Source organism: Spiroplasma ixodetis, from assembly GCF_040369795.1.
GTDB classification, from domain to species: domain Bacteria; phylum Bacillota_I; class Bacilli_A; order Mycoplasmatales; family VBWQ01; genus Spiroplasma_E; species Spiroplasma_E ixodetis_B.
Genome location: NZ_AP028956.1, coordinates 20,018 through 40,655 on the forward strand (window position 1 = coordinate 20,018; position 20,638 = coordinate 40,655).

Here is a 20,638-nt window from a genome sequence, read left to right on the forward strand (position 1 = left end):
ACTATAATCCAAAAAGTTGATATAATTTATATTAGAAAATTATTTTTAGTGTTTATTTTTTATTGGTCATTAAAAATAATTGTAATTTTCTAGATTTAGAGGAGGAATAAATTATGAGAAGTATGAAAACATTACTAAGATTATTAGGGGCAGTTAGTTTAACTACAGTTGCAGCAAGTTCAGTTGTTGCATGTGGAACTGAACCTGAACCAAAAATAAATGTTGATGTTGCAAAATTATTAAATTGATATGATGCACAAGGAAATACTTTAATTAAACAAATTATTGGTTATAATAATTCTAAAGTTTTATCAATTATTGCTGATAATTCAAAGATAAATACTGCTAATCTTTTTAAAGATAAATTGTTAATTCAAGGTTCTGCTGCAGATAAGTTTAAAGCAAAAAATTCTGAAGCTACAAAATTATTATCTGAATTTGGTTTCAAAACTGGTAGTGACAGTAAAGATTATTCAGATGCTGATGTTGCGTCTATTACTAAATTAATTGCCAAAGTTACAAATAACAATCCAGGTAAAATTGAAGAAAGTGGGACAACTGATTTTAAAGTTTCTGATGGAATCTCTCAAGTAAACATTATGGATAAAGATGAAGATAATGCTAAAATTTTAAAATCTTACACTATCAAAACGCTTAAAAATGATACATTAAGTCTTCCAATTTTAATGTCAAATGTTGTTAATACAACAACCTTAGATTTAAGTAAAGAGAAAGGATATGTGCAGGGTGGTAATGTTCTTACTTCTTTACCTTGAAAAAAAGACGATATGAAAAAAAGTTATGGGGATTATGTTAATTGTTTTAAATCATTTAAAGAAGAATTAATTTGAACTTCTGATAGTTTTGGACAAAAACCTATAACTACTTATCCTACAACTGGAAATGCATACTTGACTATAAAATTCGGAAATGTAAAAGTTATAAATGTATTAGCTTGTGGTGAGCCTTATGCTTAATTATTAAATATTCTAAAAGATTGCAATTGCAATCTTTTTTTTATTAACTTGTCAAGAAAAGTGGACAATTAAAGTAACCTTTTATTAAATTTTATAAAATAATGTGAGTATTTTTAAAAATCTGTGTATCTTTTTACAAAGTTACTAGTTTAGATTAATTCTATCTTCAAATTTTATCATAAAATGAGCAATTGCTGTATTTCAATTTTGAATGGGCATTGTTCATTTTTTTGTTATATTTTCAATTGCTAAGTAAAATATTTTAAAAACTGCCATATCATTTGGAAAAACTTTTTTATTTCTAATAACTTTTCGTAATTAACTATTAACAGATTCAATAGCATTTGTTGTATAAATCACTCTTTTGATTTCTGCAGGATAACTAATAAAAACCATTAAATTATCTCAATTTTTATATCATGATTTAGCAATTTGAGGATATTGTTTATTTCATTTACTTTCAAAAGATTCTAAAGCTTGCATTGCTTGTTCTTCACTACATGCACTATAAATTGGTTTTAAATCTGTAACTAGTGATTTTCTATGTTTGTATGAAACATATTTTAAACTATTTCTAATTTGATGAACTATGCATAATTGATGTTCGGTTTTAGGATAAACCGATTGTATTGCTTCTGACATTCATGTTAAATTGTCACTACAAGCAATAAGAATATCATTTAAGCCTCGATTTTTCATTTCTGTGAAATTAGATAATAAAAACTTAGAACCTTCATTTTCACTAATTCATAAACCTAAAACATCTTTTTTACCTTCTAAATCAAATCCTAGTGCTATATAAACTGATTTGTTAATAATGCGTTTATCTTGTCGTACTTTAACTACTATACAATCAAAATAAACAATCGGATAAACAATTTCTAATGGCCGATTTTGTCATGCTTTAACATCATCAATAACATCATCAGTAATTTGACTAATAACACTTTCACTAATATCAGCACCATGATATAACTCTTGTAACTGCATTCTAATATCTGATAAAGTCATGCCTTTGGCATATAATAGACATATTCCGTAAATAAATTTAATCAATTGTCAATAATAATATTTATAAATTTTTTAGTGTTAATAATTATAGAAGTTAATATTTTTAAAAAATACTTTAAAAATAAATTTATATTTCAAACACAAAAATTGTTAATATTATTTTTATATTAACTTGATAAAAATTTAAATTTTTAAAAAATATTAAAAATATTTTTTATTTTAATGGTTTTGTTTTATTAAAAATTTCACAAAGTAAGTTAAATCTTAAGTACATAAGTCTAAATATACTTTTTCTACATTTATTTATTAAAATTTTGAATCTTTTAATCAAGCAAAAACATGTTCAACTTTAATTCTAATTTTTGAAATAATTTTATTGTAGATTTTTTCTTGTTTAGTTAATTTTTTATTTTTAGTTTTTTTAATTGGTAATATAGTATTTTTATAAATATTTTGTATTCCTTGATATCCCAAATCACCAATAATTATTGTTTTTTCTGAAAATTCAAGATTTGAATTTTTTAATATTTGAAAATCATGTACTTTTCCATTATCAGCAAAAATATCAACAATTTTTTTATTAAAAAGTCATATATAATTTGAAATTTTATAGAAAACATTCAACTTTTACCAGAAAAATATTCTAACTGTAGTTTTTTTAGTTGGTCTTTCAATTTCAATTTCAGTTGAATCAATTAAATAAAATTGAAATTCATTTAAATCTTCTTGTTTTTTCTCAATTTTTGATTTATATTTTGTTTTTAAAAACTGATAATCTTTGTCATCACTAAGTTTATTTTCTACTCAAGTAATATTTCGAAAACAACTTGATGCACTCATTTTATATTTAATACTAATTTGGAAAAAGTATAATATTCTTTTCAGTATACTAAAGTCATCATCAATCTTTCTTCAACTGAAAGTTTATATTTTCTACCTTTAGTTTTTTTTAAATTTTCTATTTCAATTAATTTTGTTAACATTTCATCAAAATGAAAACGTTTTATACCAAAATATCTATAAAATTGTTCATTTTTTAATTTTTTTAAATTTTCAAAATTCATTTTTATCAACACCTTATTAATTTATTAATAAAGAAATTATAAAATAAATTTTAAATTATTAATTGAATTTTAAAAAATTTATTTACGGAATATGTCTAATGAAAGAACTTGTTGATCAAAACCATCAAATATTCTTTGTCTTTTTGCAACTATTACTGGCTCAAAATTACTATTACGATCTCGTGGTACATTAATCTCAATTTTACCTTGTTGAGTTATTAATTTTTTTGAACTTATACCATCGCGAGCATTATCACTAGTATTATGTTGATTTTTTTCATATCCTAAATAATTTTGCATTTCAGAATTCAACATTTTTTCAACTAATCTTTTTGTTAATTCTTTATATAAACCTCCCTCTTTAAAAAATGTTGTTAAATCTTCAGTATTTTCTAATAATAAATCTACTGCTTTTGATATTGGATCATTATTATTAATATTTTGTTTTTTAGACATACGTAACTCACTCTTTCTATTTATTTAATTTTATTTACTAGAATTAATTAAACATAGTTATTTTTGTAAGTTACACAGATTACTAAACATTACCTATTTTTTACATATGATTCAAAAATTTTACTGTTGCAATGTCATTCAAATACTCATATGGCTTTTAATTTACCTTTATTTAGCGAACGAATTATACTCATTCTTTTTATTTTATATGCGGGTTTATTATCAAATAATCTTTTACCTTTTTCAGATCAACCATATTTATAAAATTCATTATCATCAATTCCAGATTCATCAATATATACTAAATATTCATTCATTATTTTAGTTATTTCTTTTAAAAAATCTTCTTGTTTATTTTTATCTCTTTGTTCATATAGAAAAGTTTTTTTTATATGTATAATTTAGTTTTTTGAAACAGTTATAAACTGTTTCTTTAGTCATATCATCAAATTTTTCAATTACTTTTTGAACTGTAACATCTTTATTTTGCGCTAAATAATTTTTTAATTCATCTAAATCCTTTATTTTGTGGCTATGTCCTTTTTGATAATTCAAAATTGGTTTTATATGCCCAGTTTCTTTTTTTCTTTTTCTTCATAAGAATAAAGTCTTTCTAGTAATATTGAACACTTTACAAATTTCTTTAATTTTCATGTTTTTACTTTCATAGGCTTCTATTACTTTTCTTCGTAAGTCTTCACTGTATGGTTTTGACATCATTTAATCTTCCTAATCTATTTTAAATATTGCTGAATTGCGCTTTTAAATTCAAAAACTGTTTAAATTACATATTATTATTTTACATTATTTATGAGTAAACATTAATTTAGTTAGCTATATACCGTCATTATCTTTTAAAGATAAAATTAATAAAAGATTATACTTACAACAAAAGTTTGAAGAAAAAAACTTAAATTTAAAAACTAAAGAAAAAATATTAGAAAATATTAATTTTTTAAATAATGAAATTGAAAACCAATGAACAGTAGAAAGTAAAAAGGTTACAAAGATTTACGAAGAAATTTTATCAATAGATAATAATTATTGTTATATAATGACTTTTGCACATGCTAATCAATCAATTTCTGAAAAAATAATATATTTTAACAATGATGAAAATAATGAAATTACAATTTGACAACAAATCAAACAATACGAAAATATTAATAAATATAAAAATTATTTTTCTTTAATTGAGAAAATTTCAAGTAATAAAAAAAATATATCTTTTTCTGAAATATCTACTAAAGACTTTATAAAACAACAAAATGATTTCAAATTAAAACCAAATAATTGTGAAAATAAAATATGATGAACTATTACGATAATTTATTTATCTCTTATTATTTTAACTCCTATTCTTAGTTTTGCTGTACCTGCAATTTTACCTGCCGCAGCGGTATTACTATTAGTTGAAAAAATTGCAATTACCGCCTCTGCTACTGCACTTGGTACAATATTTAAAGGATTTACATCAATATTTTCGCCTGCAACAAAAAAAGTAGAATCTTGATGATATAATAAATTATGCAAAAATGAAGACAAAAAAGATAAAGAAAAAAAAGAACATCAATCAATAATTAAAAATTTAACTAGTGATAAAATAGAAACTAGATTACAAACACAATATGATATTTTAAAACAAGAACTTGACAATAGAAAAAATAAAAATCTCGAAGAACTAATAAATAACAACGCAATAAATCATAATTCAAACAGTCTTCTAGAAAATTTAAGTATTCAATTAGAAAATAATCAAGATTTTGATTCATCTATACGAAATACAGTAAACCAACAAGAATTACAATCTTCAACAAATACAATATATCATTCAAATTCCATGTTATAATTTATTTTATTTCAAATCACTATTTTTAAAAATAGTGATTTTTTACACATTTTTCGTTTTAAAAATATATAATTTTTATTGGGTATTTTAACAGTAGAAAAAATATTCAAAAGTAATAAAGAGAGGAGATGTAAATTATGACATGAACACCATCTGAAAAATGAAGTCAAGAAAAAAAAGATGCACATGATAAAAATGCTGATAGAATAGACATATTCCGTAAATAAATTTAATCAATTGTCAATAATAATATTTATAAATTTTTTAGTGTTAATAATTATAGAAGTTAATATTTTTAAAAAAATATTTTAAAAATAAATTTATATTTCAAACACAAAAATTGTTAATATTATTTTTATATTAACTTCATAAAAATTTAAATTTTTAAAAAAATATTTTTAATATTTTTTTATTTTAATGGTTTTGTTTTATTAAAAATTTCACAAAGCAAGTTAAATCTTAAGTACATAAGTCTAAATATACTTTTTCTACATTTATTTATTAAAATTTTGAATATTTTTAATCAAGCAAAAACATGTTCAAATTTAATTCTAATTTTTGAAATAATTTTATTGTAGATTTTTTCTTGTTTAGTTAATTTTTTATTTTTAGTTTTTTTAATTGGTAATATAGTATTTTTATAAATATTTTGTATTCCTTGATATCCAAAATCACCAATAATTATTGTTTTTTCTGAAAATTCAAGATTTTAATTTTTTAATATTTGAAAATCATGTACTTTTCCATTATCAGCAAAAATAGCAACAATTTTTTTATTAAAAAAGTCATATATAATTTGAAATTTTATAGAAAACATTCAACTTTTACCAGAAAAATATTCTAACTGTAGTTTTTTTTAGTTGGTCTTTCAATTTCAATTTCAGTTGAATCAATTAAATAAAATTGAAATTCATTTAAATATTCTTGTTTTTTATCAATTTTTGATTTATATTTTGTTTTTAAAAACTGATAATCTTTGTCATCACTAAGTTTATTTTCTACTCAAGTAATATTTAGAAAACAACTTGATGCACTCATTTTATATTTAATACTCATTTGGAAAAAAGTATAATATTCTTTTCAGTATACTAAAGTCATCATCAATCTTTCTTCAACTGAAAGTTTATATTTTCTAACTTTAGTTTTTTTTAAATTTTCTATTTCAATTAATTTTGTTAACATTTCATCAAAATGAAAACATTTTATACCAAAATATCTATAAAATTGTTCATTTTTTAATTTTTTTAAATTTTCAAAATTCATTTTTATCAACACCTTATTAATTTATTAATAAAGAAATTATAAAATAAATTTTAAATTATTAATTTACTTTTAAAAAATTTATTTACGGAATATGTCTAATGAATAAAGCTTGAGGAGAAAGTAAAGAGAAAGAAAGACGAGAAAGAGTTACCAATGCTCTTGGATTTGAAAAAGATAAATCAAAAGTAAATAGCAAAGATTCAACAAGTAAAAATCACAAAAAATGTAAATATTAATATTTTTAAAACTGCACAATTGTGCAGTTTATTTAACAATTTTATTTGTATAATTTTAATTAAAATATTTAACATAAATAAGTTTTAAAAAATAAAATAAAAGGGTTATAATTAAACTGTTCTTTGTTTATAGAACAAATAATTTTAAAAAAAATGAATATAAAATTTAAATATAAATACGAATTTCAAATAACCTTTAAAAATTTTAATTCCTTATTTTATACAGGAAATTTTTTTGTATAATTTATTTATATAAAATTAATACATTTTTTTAACTCACTACTTTAATTTTAAAGTAATTGAGTTTTTATTTTGAAAGGAAAGTTTAGATGAGAGATAAAAAGAAAGAATTAGAAAAAGAAATTATAAAATTAGATGAAAAAATAAAAAACATAGTTTTAGAAATAGAACCACTACATAAAGAATTAGAATTAAATTTAAATAAAAAATCAGATATCAAAAAATACACTTTTTTAAATGTAATTAGTTTTGGATTATTTAATTTTTTAAAAAAGAAAAAATTAAATCACAAAATTAAAGAAAATAATACAAAAATTAAATATTTGATGCGCGAAATTAGTCATTTTGATGACAAAAAATCACAAATAAAAACTAAAATCATCGAAAAATATAAAAAAATAGCAAACATAATTTTTGATAAGAATATGAAAGAGAATTCTATTAAAAATGATAATAATAACCAAAAACAAAGAAGTAATTCGATTTAAAAATAATTGGTAATATTACTAAACATTACCCAAAAATTGTTAATATTATTTTTATATTAACTTGATAAAAATTTATATTTTTAAAAAAATATTAAAAATATTTTTTTATTTTAATGGTTTTTTTTATTAAAAATTTCAAAAAGTAAGTTAAATCTTAAGTGCATAAGTCTAAATATACTTTTTCTACATTTATTTATTAAAATTTTGAATCTTTTTAATCAAGCAAAAACATGTTCAAATTTAATTCTAATTTTTGAAATAATTTTATTGTAGATTTTTTCTTGTTTAGTTAATTTTTTATTTTTAGTTTTTTTAATTGGTAATATAGTATTTTTATAAATATTTTGTATTCCTTGATATCCCAAATCACCAATAATTATTGTTTTTTCTCAATTTTTGATTTATATTTTGTTTTTAAAAACTGATAATCTTTGTCATCACTAAGTTTATTTTCTGCTCAAGTAATATTTCGAAAAAAACTTGATGCACTCATTTTATATTTAATACTCATTTGGAAAAAAGTATAATATTCTTTTCAGTATACTAAAGTCATCATCAATCTTTCTTCAACTGAAAGTTTATATTTTCTACCTTTAGTTTTTTTTAAATTTTCTATTTCAATTAATTTTGTTAACATTTCATCAAAATGAAAACGTTTTATACCAAAATATCTATAAAATTGTTCATTTTTTAATTTTTTAAAATTTTCACAATTCATTTTTATCAACACCTTATTAATTTATTAATAAATAAATTATAAAATAAATTTTAAATTATTAATTGACTTTTAAAAAATTTATTTACGGAATATGTCTTAATAATAATTATAGATTAAATTTATACATTCAACATATTAGAAAAAAAGTGCCACTTGATTATGCAGAAATTCATCCAGTAGATAATAAATTTTTACAAAATTACATTGAAGATTGTGAATTTTGATAGTTAATGTACATTGGATTATTGTGAATTTCAACTTTTACAATATTTTCATTTCATGTTTCTTCTGAATTTATTTCAACTGCATTTTCGATTGATTCGTTTAAATAATCAATTTTATTTTTTAATTCTGTTTTTTCTTCTTCAAATATTTTGTTTATTTCACTGATTTTTTTTGTTAATATTTCATTTTCTTGTTTTATTTTTTTTAATTTTTGTTCTTGTCAACTATTTTTTGTATTTTCTGGATTTTTTTCAGTTTGAGTTTCAATATTTACGAATTCTGATTGATTAATAGTGTTTATAGTTTTTTTAAAATTTCCAATTATTTCTTTATTTAATTTTACTATTATTTCATTTTCTTTCAGTTCAAAATTTTCTTTTATATTTTCAAACGTTTTTTTTATTTTTTCTTTTATTTGATTATTTTGTTTTTCAATAGATATGATATTATTTTCAATATTATAATTTTCGTTAAATAATAAAATATTTTTTTTATTTTCTTCATTTTTTAAATAATTTTCAATAAATTGAATAAATTTTGTTTCTTCTAACTTATTTATTTTCTTTAAAAAAATAAAAAAAGTTTTTTGATTTTCACTAATATTTTTAATTCAATTTTCTTTTATTTTTTTAAGTTCATACATCATTATATATTTATTTTCTTTAAAAGAAAATTTAATTTTATTATTTTTTTCTTTTATTTTTTTAAGTTTTTTATTGTTAATAATTATTTCAGTTTTATGTCTTATAATATTATCTTCTAATTTTTCAACTTCATTAATATTTTTTTTAATATTGTCTTCATTTTTTTTAATTATGGTTTCTATTTCATTTAAATATTGTTTTTTGGTTATTTTTTTATCAAAAGTAGTTTTAATTCATATTTGATTTTCTAAATTATTTTTATTTTCTTCTCAATCTTGTTCACAATTTTTTCTTTTATTTTTTATATCTTTTTTTCTATTTTTTAAATTTTGAATTATTTTTTCCATATTTTCATTTTCTTTTTTTATTGTCAAAATTTTTGCATTTTCCTGATCTACTTTTTGATTAAATTTATCTATATTTTCTTCATTTTCTTTTATATTTTTATTGTATTCATCTTGTTCATTTATCAAATATGACTTTTTATCATCATATTTTTTAAATATATTATCAAATATTTTTTCTTCATTTTTAATTATTTGATTAATATATTCATTAAATATAAAATCTATTAATTTAAAGAAAAATTCATAATTTTCATCAGATTCATTTTTATTAAATTTATTTTCTGAAACTAATTTATATTTATCATCATTATTTTTCATTCTGAATGCTCAAAACGATAAAATAAGTTGAGTTATAATATTTTCTTTAATAATTTTTTCAAAAATGTTCTTATTTATATTTTCTAGTTTTTCGTTTCTTTTATATAATTCTTGAATTTTATTGCTAGTTAAATTTTCTAATTCTCGTAATTGATTTAAAAATTCTTTTTTATTAAAAGATAAATTTAAATTTATTTCTTTTAAATAATTAATATCATTATTTATCTTTTTAAGTAAAAAAGTAAAATAAGTAAAATAATCTTGAAAATTAATAATGTTATTATTTTCTCTTTTATTATTTTTATTAATTGAAGACACTTCAATTAATGATTTGTTTTGTTCTAATTTTAATAATTCATTATTTTGTTCAATTGTTTTATTGTTAATTTCGAATTTTAAAAAATCTTTTAGTTTTTTAATTAATTTTAAATTTTCTTTTTTTTCTCAAAAATTAGAAAAAAAATTATATTTTAAATCATTTTTCAATTCATTAATTAATTTATTTAATTCAATTTTTTTAATTTCTTTTAATTGATTTAGTTGTGCTGATGTGTTTGGGTTATCAAAATCAATATCTTCTGAATTAGAAAAGAAATTATTTTTGTCATTGTATTCTTTAAAAAACTCTTCAAAAATTTCAATAACGGAATCTAAATTTTCATCATTAATAGAATAATTTTTATTTATTTTAAAAATATTTTTTCAAGGCATAAAACACACTTTTTCTATTTTTTAAAAATAAAAAACTTATTTACTTTGAAGTAACAAAAGTAATAAGTTAAAACTTATATTAAGTTTGTGCTTATTTTTTATCAAATTTTTATTTCATTGTCAATATCGAGTAATAATTTCCCAAAAGTGAAGTTATATAAACAACTTATTATTAATAATAATTGAATTTAAAACAGCCCTTTTTAGGGCTGTTTATTTTTTTAATACTAAATCATATAAATTTTTAAATTGTTTGTCTATGAGCGAATTTGGTTACTTAAAATTGAATTTAAAGATAATAATAAGATATTGCAATTGCAACATTTTTTTACATTTTTGGTGAGTTTGTTTTAGCCCTACTTGTTAAATATTTAATATTTTTTGATATTTTATTTTCTATTTCAATTAATTTCCAACGCCATTTTTTTAAAATTTAAAATTTTTTTGTCTAATTGTTTTAATCTTTAGACATATTCCGTAAATAAATTTTTTAAAAGTCAATTAATAATTTAAAATTTATTTTATAATTTCTTTATTAATAAATTAATAAGGTGTTGATAAAAATGAATTTTGAAAATTTAAAAAAATTAAAAAATGAACAATTTTATAGATATTTTGGTATAAAACGTTTTCATTTTGATGAAATGTTAACAAAATTAATTGAAATAGAAAATTTAAAAAAACTAAAGGTAGAAAATATAAACTTTCAGTTGAAGAAAGATTGATGATGACTTTAGTATACTGAAAAGAATATTATACTTTTTTCCAAATGAGTATTAAATATAAAATGAGTGCATAAAGTTGTTTTCGAAATATTACTTGAGTAGAAAATAAACTTAGTGATGACAAAGATTATCAGTTTTTAAAAACAAAATATAAATCAAAAATTGATAAAAAACAAGAAGATTTAAATGAATTTCAATTTTATTTAATTGATTCAACTGAAATTGAAATTGAAAGACCAACTAAAAAAAACTACAGTTAGAATATTTTTCTGGTAAAAGTTGAATGTTTTCTATAAAATTTCAAATTATATATGACTTTTTTAATAAAAAAATTGTTGATATTTTCGCTGATAATGGAAAAGTACATGATTTTCAAATATTAAAAAATTCAAATCTTGAATTTTCAGAAAAAACAATAATTATTGGTGATTTGGGATATCAAGGAATACAAAATATTTATAAAAATACTATATTACCAATTAAAAAAACTAAAAATAAAAAATTAACTAAACAAGAAAAAATCTACAATAAAATTATTTCAAAAATTAGAATTAAATTTGAACATGTTTTTGCTTGATTAAAAAGATTAAAAATTTTAATAAATAAATGTAGAAAAAGTATATTTAGACTTATGTATAGCTAACTAAAGTAATGTTTATTCATATCTTGAAAAACAAAATCAATCGCTTTTTTAATATTTGGTCAATAATTTGGTAATATTTTTCTTATATTATGTTTTATAGCAAATCAAAAATGTTCAATTGGATTTAAATTAGAAAAATATGGTGGAAGAAATAATAGTTTGCATGCAGCATTTTCAATTAATTGTTGTGTTAATTTAGATTTATGAAACGTTGCATTATCTAAAACTATAATTTGTCCACGCTTTAATACTGGAATTAGTATATTTTTTACATATGATTCAAAAATTTTACTGTTGCAATGTCCTTCAAATGCTCATAGGGCTTTTAATTTACCTTTATTTAGTGAACAAATTATACTCATTCTTTTTATTTTATATGCGGGTTTATTATCAAATAATCTTTTACCTTTTTCAGATCAACCATATTTATAAAATTCATTATCATCAATTCCAGATTCATCAATCTATACTAAATCTTCATTCATTATTTTAGCTATTTCTTTTAAAAAATCTTCTTGTTTGTTTTTATCTCTTTGTTCATATAGAAAAGTTTTTTTATATGTATAATTTAGTTTTTTTGAAATAGTTATAAACTGTTTCTTTAGTCATATCACCAAATTTTTCAATTACTTTTTGAAATGTAACATCTTTATTTTGCGCTAAATAATTTTTTAATTCATCTAAATCCTTTATTTTGTGGCTATGTCCTTTTTGATAATTAAAAATTGGTTTTATATGCCCAGTTTCTTTTTTTATTTTTCTTCATAAGAATAAAGTCTTTCTAGTAATATTGAACACTTTACAAATTTATTTAATTTTCATTTTTTTACTTTCATAGGCTTCTATTACTTTTCTTCGTAAGTCTTCACTGTATGGTTTTGGCATAATTTAATCTTCCTAATCTATTTTAAATATTGATTAATTGTGCTTTTAAATTCAAAAACTGTTTAAATTACATATTATTATTTTACATTATTTATGAGTAAACATTACTTTAGTTATCTATACTTAAGATTTAACTTACTTTGTGAAATTTTTAATAAAACAAAACCATTAAAATAAAAAAATATTTTTAATATTTTTTTAAAAATTTAAATTTTTATCAAGTTAATATAAAAATAATATTAACAATTTTTGTGTTTGAAATATAAATTTATTTTTAAAGTATTTTTTTAAAAATATTAACTTCTATAATTATTAACACTAAAAAATTTATAAATATTATTATTGACAATTGATTAAATTTATTTACGGAATATGTCTTATCTTCTTTTTGTTCTTTTTTTTCTAAAAACATTGTTTCTCATTCTGGATTCATTTTCTTTTTCATAATAAATTCAGTCCTTAATAATTTAAATTTTTACTGAGTTTGATTTAGCGCTGCTTGTTGAAGGCTGATTTTGCAAATCTATAGAATTTATTTCATTTTTACAATTCAACGAAAAAGTTTCGTTTGAATTTATAAACTTAGGATTAAAAATCTTTTCTGTTATTAAACAAGGTTTATTTGATAATAAATTCATTTGATTTAGCATTTTACTTTTATTAATTAAAAATTTTCTTTCTTGTTTTTTATTTTGAAAAATAGGTGATTGATTAATATAATTTGCACCTAAATTAACAAATTTTTGTTTTTCATCACTTAATTTATCTTTTCACATAAGACCAAATAACTCTTTAAGAGCTTCTTTATCAAGACCATCAAATTCTGGTTCTCCCTTATCGTTACACTTAAATTTAGATTTTTTTATAAAATCAATCATTTTTTTAGTTTCTATTAGTTCTTTAAATATTACTTTATAAGTATTTTTATACATTTGTCGAAATATAATTTTATTCATAAAATCTTTCTCTCAAATAAAAAAATGGATGGGTTACACTTTATTGGGTACTAATTACGTAGACAAGTGAACAAATTAGTTAAAAGAAAGGAATTATAATTACGGCCAATATTAACTCATATTCAGATGAATTTAAAAAATAAATAGTAGCTTTATATAAAACTGGTAAGTCAGTGTCTTGTCTTGCTAAAGAGTACAATGTTACAAGAGCAGCTACTTATAATTGAATTAAGCAATTTACTAATTCAGGCAGTTTTAAAACCAAAGATAACCGTTCTGTTGAAGAAAATGAATTAATTAAATTAAGAAAAGAATTAAAACAATTAAGAATGGAAAATGATATTTTAAAGCAAACAGCACTAATAATAGGCAGAAAATAGAAATTATTACTAAAAATAAAGTTAAATATAAAATTCGTACAATGTGTCGTTTTTTAAAAATCTCTAAATCAACATATTATTTTAATTTCAAAAAAAAGAAGATAAAATTCAAAATAATATGTATGATGAAGCTGTTATTAGTGCTTTTAAAGAAAATAAAGAAACTTATGGAACAAGAAGATTAAAAGTTGTTCTAAAAGAAAAGAAAATTAATTTATCAAGACGAAAAATTAAAAAAATTATGAATAAACATAATTTAATATCAAAATACACTAAATTATCATACAAAAATTATCATAATAAAGTCAATGATAGTCAAATTACTAATCTTGTTAATAGAGACTTTAATAATAGACTTAAAAATGAAGTTATTGTTAGTGATTTAAATTATGTTCAAGTTAATGATAAACGAAACTATATTTGTTTATTAATCGACCTGTACAATCGCGAAATTATTGGACATAGTGTAGGTACTAAAAAAGATGCATCATTAGTATATCAAGCATTTATGTGCTCAAATCGTTGTTTAAAAAATATTCAAATATTTCATAGCGATCGCGGTAATGAATTTAATAATAAAACTATTGATAAACTTTTATTAGCATTCAATATTACCCGCTCTTTAAGCAAAAAAGGTTGTCCTTATGATAACGCTGTTGCTGAAGCGACTTTCAAAACTTTCAAAACAGAATTTATTAATGATAAAAATTTTACATCATTAATCCAATTAAAATTAGAATTATTTGGTTATATCAATTGATACAACAACATAAGAATCCACAGCACTCTAAACTACTTAACCCCCATAAAACACCAAGCACAAATGTCTGCCAAAAAACAGTCCTAAAAAAGGTTGCCATTCCAATTTTAAACTATTTCTAATTTGATGAACTATGCATAATTGATGTTCGGTTTTAGGATAAACTGATTGTATTGCTTCTGACATTCCTGTTAAATTGTCACTACAAACAATAAGAATATCATTTAAGCCTCGATTTTTCATTTCTGTGAAATTAGATAATCAAAACTTAGAACCTTCATTTTCACTAATTAATAAACCTAAAATATCTTTTTTACCTTCTAAATCAACTCCTAGTGCTATATAAACTGATTTGTTAATAATGCGTTTATCTTGTAGTACTTTAACTACTATACAATCAAAATAAACAGGTAATGTTTAGTAATCTGTGTAACTTACAAAAAAAACTATGTTTAATTAATTCTAGTAAATAAAATTAAATAACTAGAAAGAGTGAGTTACGTATGTCTAAAAAACAAAATATTAATAATAATGATCCAATATCAAAAGCAGTAGATTTATTACTAGAAAATACTGAAGATTTAACAACAGTTTTTAAAGAGGGAGGTTTATATAAATAATTAACAAAAAGATTAGTTGAAAAAATGTTGAATTCTGAAATGCAAAATTATTTAGGATATGAAAAAAATCAACATAATAATAGTGATAATGCTCGCGATGGTATAAATTCAAAAAAATTAATAACCCAACAAGGTAAAATTGAGATTAATGTACCACGAGATCGTAATAGTAATTTTGAGCCAGTAATAGTTGCAAAAAGACAAAGAAGATTTGATGGTTTTGATCAACAAGTTCTTTCATTAGACATATTCCGTAAATAAATTTAATCAATTGTCAATAATAATATTTATAAATTTTTTAGTGTTAATAATTATAGAAGTTAATATTTTTAAAAAAATACTTTAAAAATAAATTTATATTTCAAACACAAAAATTGTTAATATTATTTTTATATTAACTTGATAAAAATTTAAATTTTTAAAAAAATATTTTTAATATTTTTTTATTTTAATGGTTTTGTTTTATTAAAAATTTCACAAAGTAAGTTAAATCTTAAGTACATAAGTCTAAATATACTTTTTCTACATTTATTTATTAAAATTTTGAATATTTTTAATCCAGCAAAAACATGTTCAACTTTAATTCTAATTTTTGAAATAATTTTATTGTAGATTTTTTCTTGTTTAGTTAATTTTTTATTTTTAGTTTTTTTAATTGGTAATATAGTATTTTTATAAATATTTTGTATTCCTTGATATCCAAAATCACGAATAATTATTGTTTTTTCTGAAAATTCAAGATTTTAATTTTTTAATATTTGAAAATCATGTACTTTTCCATTATCAGCAAAAATATCAACAATTTTTTTATTAAAAAAGTCATATATAATTTGAAATTTTATAGAAAACATTCAACTTTTACCAGAAAAATATTCTAACTGTAGTTTTTTTTAGTTGGTCTTTCAATTTCAATTTCAGTTGAATCAATTAAATAAAATTGAAATTCATTTAAATCTTCTTGTTTTTCTCAATTTTTGATTTATATTTTGTTTTTAAAAACTGATAATCTTTGTCATCACTAAGTTTATTTTCTACTCAAGTAATATTTCGAAAACAACTTGATGCACTCATTTTATATTTAATACTCATTTGGAAAAAGTATAATATTCTTTTCAGTATACTAAAGTCATCATCAATCTTTCTTCAACTGAAAGTTTATATTTTCTACCTTTAGTTTTTTTTAAATTTTCTATTTCAATTAATTTTGTTAACATTTCATCAAAATGAAAACGTTTTATACCAAAATATCTATAAAATTGTTCATTTTTTAATTTTTTTAAATTTTCAAAATTCATTTTTATCAACACCTTATTAATTTATTAATAAAGAAATTATAAAATAAATTTTAAATTATTAATTGACTTTTAAAAAATTTATTTACGGAATATGTCTATTATATGCCAAAGGCATGACTTTATCAGATATTAGAATGCGGTTACAATAGTTATATCATGGTGCTGATGTTAGTGAAAGTGTTATTAGTCAAATTACTGATGATGTTAAAGCATGACAAAATCGGCCATTAGAAAGTGTTTATCCGATTGTTTATTTTGATTGTATAGTAGTTAAAGTACGACAAGATAAACGAATTATTAACAAATCAGTTTATATAGCACTAGGAGTTGATTTAGAAGGTAAAAAAGATGTTTTAGGTTTATGAATTAGTGAAAATGAAGGTTCTAAGTTTCGATTATCTAATTCCACAGAAATGAAAAATCGAGGCTTAAATGATATTCTTATTGCTTGTAGTGACAATTTAACAGGAATGTCAGAAGCAATACAATCAGTTTATCCTAAAACCGAACATCAATTATGCATAGTTCATCAAATTAGAAATAGTTTAAAATTTGTTTCATACAAACATAGAAAATCACTAGTTACAGATTTAAAACCAATTTATAGTGCATGTAGCGAAGAACAAGCAATGCAAGCTTTAGAATCTTTTGAAAGTAAATGAAATAAACAATATCCTCAAATTGCTAAATCATGATATAAAAATTGAGATAATTTAATGGTTTTTATTAGTTATCATGCAGAAATCAAAAGAGTTATTTATACAACAAATGCTATTGAATCTGTTAATATTCAATTACGAAAAGTTATTAGAAATAAAAAAGTTTTTCCAAATGATATGGCAGTTTTTAAAATATTTTACTTAGTAATTGAAAATATAACAAAAAAATGAACAATGCCCATTCAAAATTGAAATACAGCAATTGCTCATTTTATGATAAAATTTGAAGATAGAATTAATCTAAACTAGTAACTTTGTAAAAAGATACACAGATTTTTAAAAAGCCTCAATAAACAATCGGATAAACACTTTCTAATGGCCGATTTTGTCATGCTTTAACATCATCAATAACATCATCAGTAATTTGACTAATAACACTTTCACTAATATCAGCACCATGATATAACTCTTGTAACTGCATTCTAATATCTGATAAAGTCATGCCTTTGGCATATAATGAAAGAACTTGTTGATCAAAACCATCAAATCTTCTTTGTCTTTTTGCAACTATTACTGGCTCAAAATTACTATTACGATCTCGTGGTACATTAATCTCAATTTTACCTTGTTGGGTTATTAATTTTTTTGAATTTATACCATCGCGAGCATTATCACTATTATTATGTTGATTTTTTTCATATCCTAAATAATTTTGCATTTCAGAATTCAACATTTTTTCAACTAATCTTTTTGTTAATTATTTATATAAACCTCCCTCTTTAAAAACTGTTGTTAAATCTTCAGTATTTTCTAGTAATAAATCTACTGCTTTTGATATTGGATCATTATTATTAATATTTTGTTTTTTAGACATACGTAACTCACTCTTTCTAGTTATTTAATTTTATTTACTAGAATTAATTAAACATAGTTTTTTTTGTAAGTTACACAGATTTTTAAAAAGCATCTATCTAACCAATGCCCTATAATTTTAATTTAAAGTCACTTTTATTTTTTTAGTGCTTCCATCACAATATAGATTGTTTTTTGTAGTGTTAACAACTAGATATATAATTCCTGGTTTTTGAAGATCATAAATAATGCTTTTACCAGATTCTGAAAATACTTCTTTGAATCAATTTCCATTATATTGAATTAAATTTTTATATTTTTTCAATTCAGGAGCTTCGAAAATTAAACTTCACAACTTATCATCATTATTTGTTTCATTAGTATTAGCAGCAAAATTAAATTCAGTTACTTGAATAATTTTAGTTAAATCAATTTTTTCTTTTGATGAGGTGATAGTTGTAATATTATCTGCACTACCTTGAAATTTACTTCCTTTAGCAACAATTTTAATATTTAAAAAATTACCTACAGTAATATCAGAGTCTTGTATTTCAATTGTAGTTCGTGCTTTATAAACATCATAATCACTAGGTGTTATAGTATTTAAGTTTGGAATTTGTGTTAATGCTGTTTGTAATTTTGCTAAGAACTCTGTTTTTGTATTTTCAGATAATTGTCCTAAAGCAATTGGACTGGTGATTTTATTTTCAATATCAGTTCTTGTATCTTTTCGAGTATAGTTAGTGGTAATGTTGTCTTTATTACCTTGAAATTTACTTCCTTTAGCAACAATTTTAATATTTAAAAAATTACCTACAGTAATATCAGAGTCTTGTATTTCAATTGTAGTTCGTGCTTTATAAACATCATAATCACTAGGTGTTATAGTATTTAAGTTTGGAATTTGTGTTAATGCTGTTTGTAATTTTGCTAAGAACTCTGTTTTTGTATTTTCAGATAATTGTCCTAAAGCAATTGGACTGGTGATTTTATTTTCAATATCAGTTCTTGTATCTTTTCAGTATAGTTAGTGGTAATGTTGTCTTTATTACCTTGAAATTTACTTCCTTTAGCAACAATTTTAATATTTAAAATTACCTACAGTAATATCAGAGTCTTGTATTTCAATTGTAGTTCGTGCTTTATAAACATCATAATCACTAGGTGTTATAGTATTTAAGTTTGGAATTTGTGTTAATGCTGTTTGTAATTTTGCTAAGAACTCTGTTTTTGTATTTTCAGATAATTGTCCTAAAGCAATTGGACTGGTGATTTTATTTTCAATATCAGTTCTTGTATCTTTTAGAGTATAGTTAGTGGTAATGTTGTCTTTATTACCTTGAAATTTACTTCCTTTAGCAACAATTTTAATATTTAAAAAATTACCTACAGTAATATCAGAGTCTTGTATTTCAATTGTAGTTCGTGCTTTATAAACATCATAATCACTAGGTGTTATAGTATTTAAGTTTGGAATTTGTGTTAATGCTGTTTGTAATTTTGCTAAGAACTCTGTTTTTGTATTTTCAGATAATTGTCCTAAAGCAATTGGACTGGTGATTTTATTTTCAATATCAGTTCTTGTATCTTTTCAGTATAGTTAGTGGTAATGTTGTCTTTATTACCTTGAAATTTACTTCCTTTAGCAACAATTTTAATATTTAAAAAATTACCTACAGTAATATCAGAGTCTTGTATTTCAATTGTAGTTCGTGCTTTATAAACATCATAATCACTAGGTGTTATAGTATTTAAGTTTGGAATTTGTGTTAATGCTGTTTGTAATTTTGCTAAGAACTCTGTTTTTGTATTTTCAGATAATTGTCCTAAAGCAATTGGACTGGTGATTTTATTTTCAATATCAGTTCTTGTATCTTTTCGAGTATAGTTAGCGGTAATGTTGTCTTTATTACCTTGAAATTTACTTCCTTTAGCAACAATTTTAATATTTAAAAAATTACCTACAGTAATATCAGAGTCTTGTATTTCAATTGTAGTTCGTGCTTTATAAACATCATAATCACTAGGTGTTATAGTATTTAAGTTTGGAATTTGTGTTAATGCTGTTTGTAATTTTGCTAAGAACTCTGTTTTTGTATTTTCAGATAATTGTCCTAAAGCAATTGGACTGGTGATTTTATTTTCAATATCAGTTCTTGTATCTGGAGAAGGCGGAGTTGGTTTTTCTTCGCCACAAGCAATAACACTTGTACTTGCTGTTCAAATTAAAGTCATTGCTCCTAGTATACTTAGTAATTTCTTCATATATTTTTACCTCCTTAAATTTAAATATACTATTATTTTACATTATTTCTG

General features: G+C 20.8%; 31 protein-coding genes and 2 pseudogenes. 10 read left to right on the forward strand and 23 right to left on the reverse strand.

Features of this window, described 5'->3' with window-relative positions:
- Window positions 1-113: 113 nt before the first annotated feature.
- The gene (locus ABWV63_RS10605; protein WP_353307316.1) at window positions 114-977 is read left to right on the forward strand and encodes a hypothetical protein; all 864 of its coding nucleotides are present in this window, start codon (window positions 114-116) and stop codon (window positions 975-977) included.
- A gap of 144 nt (window positions 978-1,121) precedes the next feature.
- Here ABWV63_RS10605 and ABWV63_RS10610 read toward each other — a convergent pair whose 3' ends face one another.
- The 8 genes from ABWV63_RS10610 to ABWV63_RS10645 form a co-directional block, all read right to left on the reverse strand.
- Entirely contained in the window at window positions 1,122-1,253 is a 132-nt protein-coding gene (locus ABWV63_RS10610; RefSeq protein WP_338979449.1) for a hypothetical protein, read from the reverse strand.
- Between the two features lie 42 nt (window positions 1,254-1,295).
- Window positions 1,296-2,033, reverse strand: a complete 738-nt coding sequence (locus ABWV63_RS10615; protein ID WP_353307317.1) for an IS256 family transposase — start codon at window positions 2,031-2,033, stop codon at window positions 1,296-1,298.
- Between the two features lie 261 nt (window positions 2,034-2,294).
- Window positions 2,295-2,612: a transposase family protein gene (locus ABWV63_RS10620; RefSeq protein WP_353307318.1), complete on the reverse strand. Its 318-nt coding sequence runs from the start codon at window positions 2,610-2,612 to the stop codon at window positions 2,295-2,297.
- Between the two features lie 3 nt (window positions 2,613-2,615).
- Complete coding sequence (locus ABWV63_RS10625; protein WP_353307319.1) at window positions 2,616-2,828, reverse strand: hypothetical protein; 213 nt, start codon at window positions 2,826-2,828, stop codon at window positions 2,616-2,618.
- Window positions 2,789-3,052, reverse strand: a complete 264-nt coding sequence (locus tag ABWV63_RS10630) for a transposase family protein (RefSeq protein ID WP_353307320.1) — start codon at window positions 3,050-3,052, stop codon at window positions 2,789-2,791. The genes ABWV63_RS10625 and ABWV63_RS10630 overlap by 40 nt, the downstream gene beginning before the upstream one ends.
- Before the next feature lie 78 nt (window positions 3,053-3,130).
- Window positions 3,131-3,508, reverse strand: a complete 378-nt coding sequence (locus ABWV63_RS10635) for a transposase (protein WP_353307321.1) — start codon at window positions 3,506-3,508, stop codon at window positions 3,131-3,133.
- 89 nt (window positions 3,509-3,597) lie between these two features.
- A complete protein-coding gene (locus ABWV63_RS10640; protein WP_353307322.1) occupies window positions 3,598-3,825 on the reverse strand; it encodes a transposase in 228 nt (75 codons plus the stop codon).
- A 40-nt stretch (window positions 3,826-3,865) separates the two neighbouring features.
- A complete protein-coding gene (locus tag ABWV63_RS10645; RefSeq protein ID WP_353307323.1) occupies window positions 3,866-4,225 on the reverse strand; it encodes an IS630 transposase-related protein in 360 nt (119 codons plus the stop codon).
- A gap of 337 nt (window positions 4,226-4,562) precedes the next feature.
- On the opposite strand from ABWV63_RS10645, the gene ABWV63_RS10650 reads away from it, so the two are divergent.
- Entirely contained in the window at window positions 4,563-5,357 is a 795-nt protein-coding gene (locus ABWV63_RS10650) for a hypothetical protein (RefSeq protein WP_353307324.1), read from the forward strand.
- Window positions 5,358-5,766: 409 nt separating this feature from the next.
- Here ABWV63_RS10650 and ABWV63_RS10655 read toward each other — a convergent pair whose 3' ends face one another.
- Window positions 5,767-6,042 (reverse strand): transposase family protein, encoded by a 276-nt coding sequence (locus ABWV63_RS10655; protein WP_353307341.1) that lies wholly within the window; start codon window positions 6,040-6,042, stop codon window positions 5,767-5,769.
- Window positions 6,043-6,197: 155 nt separating this feature from the next.
- The gene (locus ABWV63_RS10660) at window positions 6,198-6,620 is read right to left on the reverse strand and encodes a transposase family protein (RefSeq protein WP_353307325.1); all 423 of its coding nucleotides are present in this window, start codon (window positions 6,618-6,620) and stop codon (window positions 6,198-6,200) included.
- A gap of 98 nt (window positions 6,621-6,718) precedes the next feature.
- Between ABWV63_RS10660 and ABWV63_RS10665 the strand changes: the two genes are divergently transcribed.
- Entirely contained in the window at window positions 6,719-6,856 is a 138-nt protein-coding gene (locus ABWV63_RS10665; protein ID WP_353307326.1) for a hypothetical protein, read from the forward strand.
- Window positions 6,857-7,185: 329 nt separating this feature from the next.
- The gene (locus tag ABWV63_RS10670) at window positions 7,186-7,584 is read left to right on the forward strand and encodes a hypothetical protein (RefSeq protein WP_353307327.1); all 399 of its coding nucleotides are present in this window, start codon (window positions 7,186-7,188) and stop codon (window positions 7,582-7,584) included.
- 110 nt (window positions 7,585-7,694) lie between these two features.
- On the opposite strand, the gene ABWV63_RS10675 is transcribed toward ABWV63_RS10670, so the two are convergent.
- The 3 genes from ABWV63_RS10675 to ABWV63_RS10685 all read right to left on the reverse strand — a co-directional run bounded on the left by ABWV63_RS10675 (window position 7,695) and on the right by ABWV63_RS10685 (window position 10,547).
- Complete coding sequence (locus tag ABWV63_RS10675; protein ID WP_353307328.1) at window positions 7,695-7,949, reverse strand: transposase family protein; 255 nt, start codon at window positions 7,947-7,949, stop codon at window positions 7,695-7,697.
- An 11-nt stretch (window positions 7,950-7,960) separates the two neighbouring features.
- On the reverse strand, window positions 7,961-8,302 hold the full coding sequence (locus ABWV63_RS10680; RefSeq protein WP_353307329.1) for a transposase family protein: 342 nt from the start codon (window positions 8,300-8,302) through the stop codon (window positions 7,961-7,963).
- A gap of 199 nt (window positions 8,303-8,501) precedes the next feature.
- Entirely contained in the window at window positions 8,502-10,547 is a 2,046-nt protein-coding gene (locus ABWV63_RS10685) for a hypothetical protein (protein WP_353307330.1), read from the reverse strand.
- A gap of 563 nt (window positions 10,548-11,110) precedes the next feature.
- On the opposite strand from ABWV63_RS10685, the gene ABWV63_RS10690 reads away from it, so the two are divergent.
- Both ABWV63_RS10690 and ABWV63_RS10695 read left to right on the forward strand, forming a co-directional pair.
- On the forward strand, window positions 11,111-11,284 hold the full coding sequence (locus ABWV63_RS10690) for a hypothetical protein (RefSeq protein WP_353305528.1): 174 nt from the start codon (window positions 11,111-11,113) through the stop codon (window positions 11,282-11,284).
- A gap of 271 nt (window positions 11,285-11,555) precedes the next feature.
- On the forward strand, window positions 11,556-11,915 hold the full coding sequence (locus tag ABWV63_RS10695) for a transposase family protein (protein ID WP_353307331.1): 360 nt from the start codon (window positions 11,556-11,558) through the stop codon (window positions 11,913-11,915).
- On the opposite strand, the gene ABWV63_RS10700 is transcribed toward ABWV63_RS10695, so the two are convergent.
- From ABWV63_RS10700 to ABWV63_RS10715, 4 genes are all read right to left on the reverse strand, one after another.
- A complete protein-coding gene (locus ABWV63_RS10700; protein ID WP_353307342.1) occupies window positions 11,912-12,379 on the reverse strand; it encodes an IS630 family transposase in 468 nt (155 codons plus the stop codon). The genes ABWV63_RS10695 and ABWV63_RS10700 overlap by 4 nt on opposite strands.
- A gap of 91 nt (window positions 12,380-12,470) precedes the next feature.
- Complete coding sequence (locus tag ABWV63_RS10705; protein WP_353307332.1) at window positions 12,471-12,713, reverse strand: hypothetical protein; 243 nt, start codon at window positions 12,711-12,713, stop codon at window positions 12,471-12,473.
- A gap of 361 nt (window positions 12,714-13,074) precedes the next feature.
- Entirely contained in the window at window positions 13,075-13,212 is a 138-nt protein-coding gene (locus tag ABWV63_RS10710) for a hypothetical protein (RefSeq protein WP_353307333.1), read from the reverse strand.
- Between the two features lie 55 nt (window positions 13,213-13,267).
- Window positions 13,268-13,756 (reverse strand): hypothetical protein, encoded by a 489-nt coding sequence (locus tag ABWV63_RS10715; RefSeq protein ID WP_353307334.1) that lies wholly within the window; start codon window positions 13,754-13,756, stop codon window positions 13,268-13,270.
- A gap of 143 nt (window positions 13,757-13,899) precedes the next feature.
- On the opposite strand from ABWV63_RS10715, the pseudogene ABWV63_RS10720 reads away from it, so the two are divergent.
- A pseudogene (locus ABWV63_RS10720) lies at window positions 13,900-14,983 on the forward strand (IS3 family transposase).
- A 6-nt stretch (window positions 14,984-14,989) separates the two neighbouring features.
- Here the strand turns inward: ABWV63_RS10720 and ABWV63_RS10725 are convergent.
- Window positions 14,990-15,304 (reverse strand): annotated as a pseudogene (locus tag ABWV63_RS10725) (transposase); the annotation flags it as partial.
- Window positions 15,305-15,528: 224 nt separating this feature from the next.
- Between ABWV63_RS10725 and ABWV63_RS10730 the strand changes: the two are divergent.
- On the forward strand, window positions 15,529-15,777 hold the full coding sequence (locus tag ABWV63_RS10730; RefSeq protein WP_353307343.1) for a transposase: 249 nt from the start codon (window positions 15,529-15,531) through the stop codon (window positions 15,775-15,777).
- A 182-nt stretch (window positions 15,778-15,959) separates the two neighbouring features.
- On the opposite strand, the gene ABWV63_RS10735 is transcribed toward ABWV63_RS10730, so the two are convergent.
- The 3 genes from ABWV63_RS10735 to ABWV63_RS10745 all read right to left on the reverse strand — a co-directional run bounded on the left by ABWV63_RS10735 (window position 15,960) and on the right by ABWV63_RS10745 (window position 16,811).
- Window positions 15,960-16,235: a transposase family protein gene (locus ABWV63_RS10735; protein ID WP_353307344.1), complete on the reverse strand. Its 276-nt coding sequence runs from the start codon at window positions 16,233-16,235 to the stop codon at window positions 15,960-15,962.
- 229 nt (window positions 16,236-16,464) lie between these two features.
- Window positions 16,465-16,605, reverse strand: coding sequence for a hypothetical protein (locus ABWV63_RS10740; protein WP_353306623.1), 141 nt, complete (start codon window positions 16,603-16,605; stop codon window positions 16,465-16,467).
- The gene (locus ABWV63_RS10745) at window positions 16,548-16,811 is read right to left on the reverse strand and encodes a hypothetical protein (protein ID WP_353305542.1); all 264 of its coding nucleotides are present in this window, start codon (window positions 16,809-16,811) and stop codon (window positions 16,548-16,550) included. The genes ABWV63_RS10740 and ABWV63_RS10745 overlap by 58 nt, the downstream gene beginning before the upstream one ends.
- A gap of 149 nt (window positions 16,812-16,960) precedes the next feature.
- Between ABWV63_RS10745 and ABWV63_RS10750 the strand changes: the two genes are divergently transcribed.
- Complete coding sequence (locus ABWV63_RS10750; protein WP_353307345.1) at window positions 16,961-17,779, forward strand: IS256 family transposase; 819 nt, start codon at window positions 16,961-16,963, stop codon at window positions 17,777-17,779.
- On the opposite strand, the gene ABWV63_RS10755 is transcribed toward ABWV63_RS10750, so the two are convergent.
- Complete coding sequence (locus ABWV63_RS10755; RefSeq protein WP_353307346.1) at window positions 17,766-18,227, reverse strand: transposase; 462 nt, start codon at window positions 18,225-18,227, stop codon at window positions 17,766-17,768. The genes ABWV63_RS10750 and ABWV63_RS10755 overlap by 14 nt on opposite strands.
- A gap of 343 nt (window positions 18,228-18,570) precedes the next feature.
- Between ABWV63_RS10755 and ABWV63_RS10760 the strand changes: the two genes are divergently transcribed.
- Window positions 18,571-18,897 carry a hypothetical protein gene (locus ABWV63_RS10760; protein ID WP_353307335.1) on the forward strand — a complete coding sequence of 109 codons (327 nt, stop codon included), beginning with the start codon at window positions 18,571-18,573 and terminating at the stop codon, window positions 18,895-18,897.
- 964 nt (window positions 18,898-19,861) lie between these two features.
- Here the strand turns inward: ABWV63_RS10760 and ABWV63_RS10765 are convergent.
- On the reverse strand, window positions 19,862-20,587 hold the full coding sequence (locus tag ABWV63_RS10765) for a lipoprotein (RefSeq protein WP_353307336.1): 726 nt from the start codon (window positions 20,585-20,587) through the stop codon (window positions 19,862-19,864).
- Window positions 20,588-20,638: the final 51 nt, after the last annotated feature.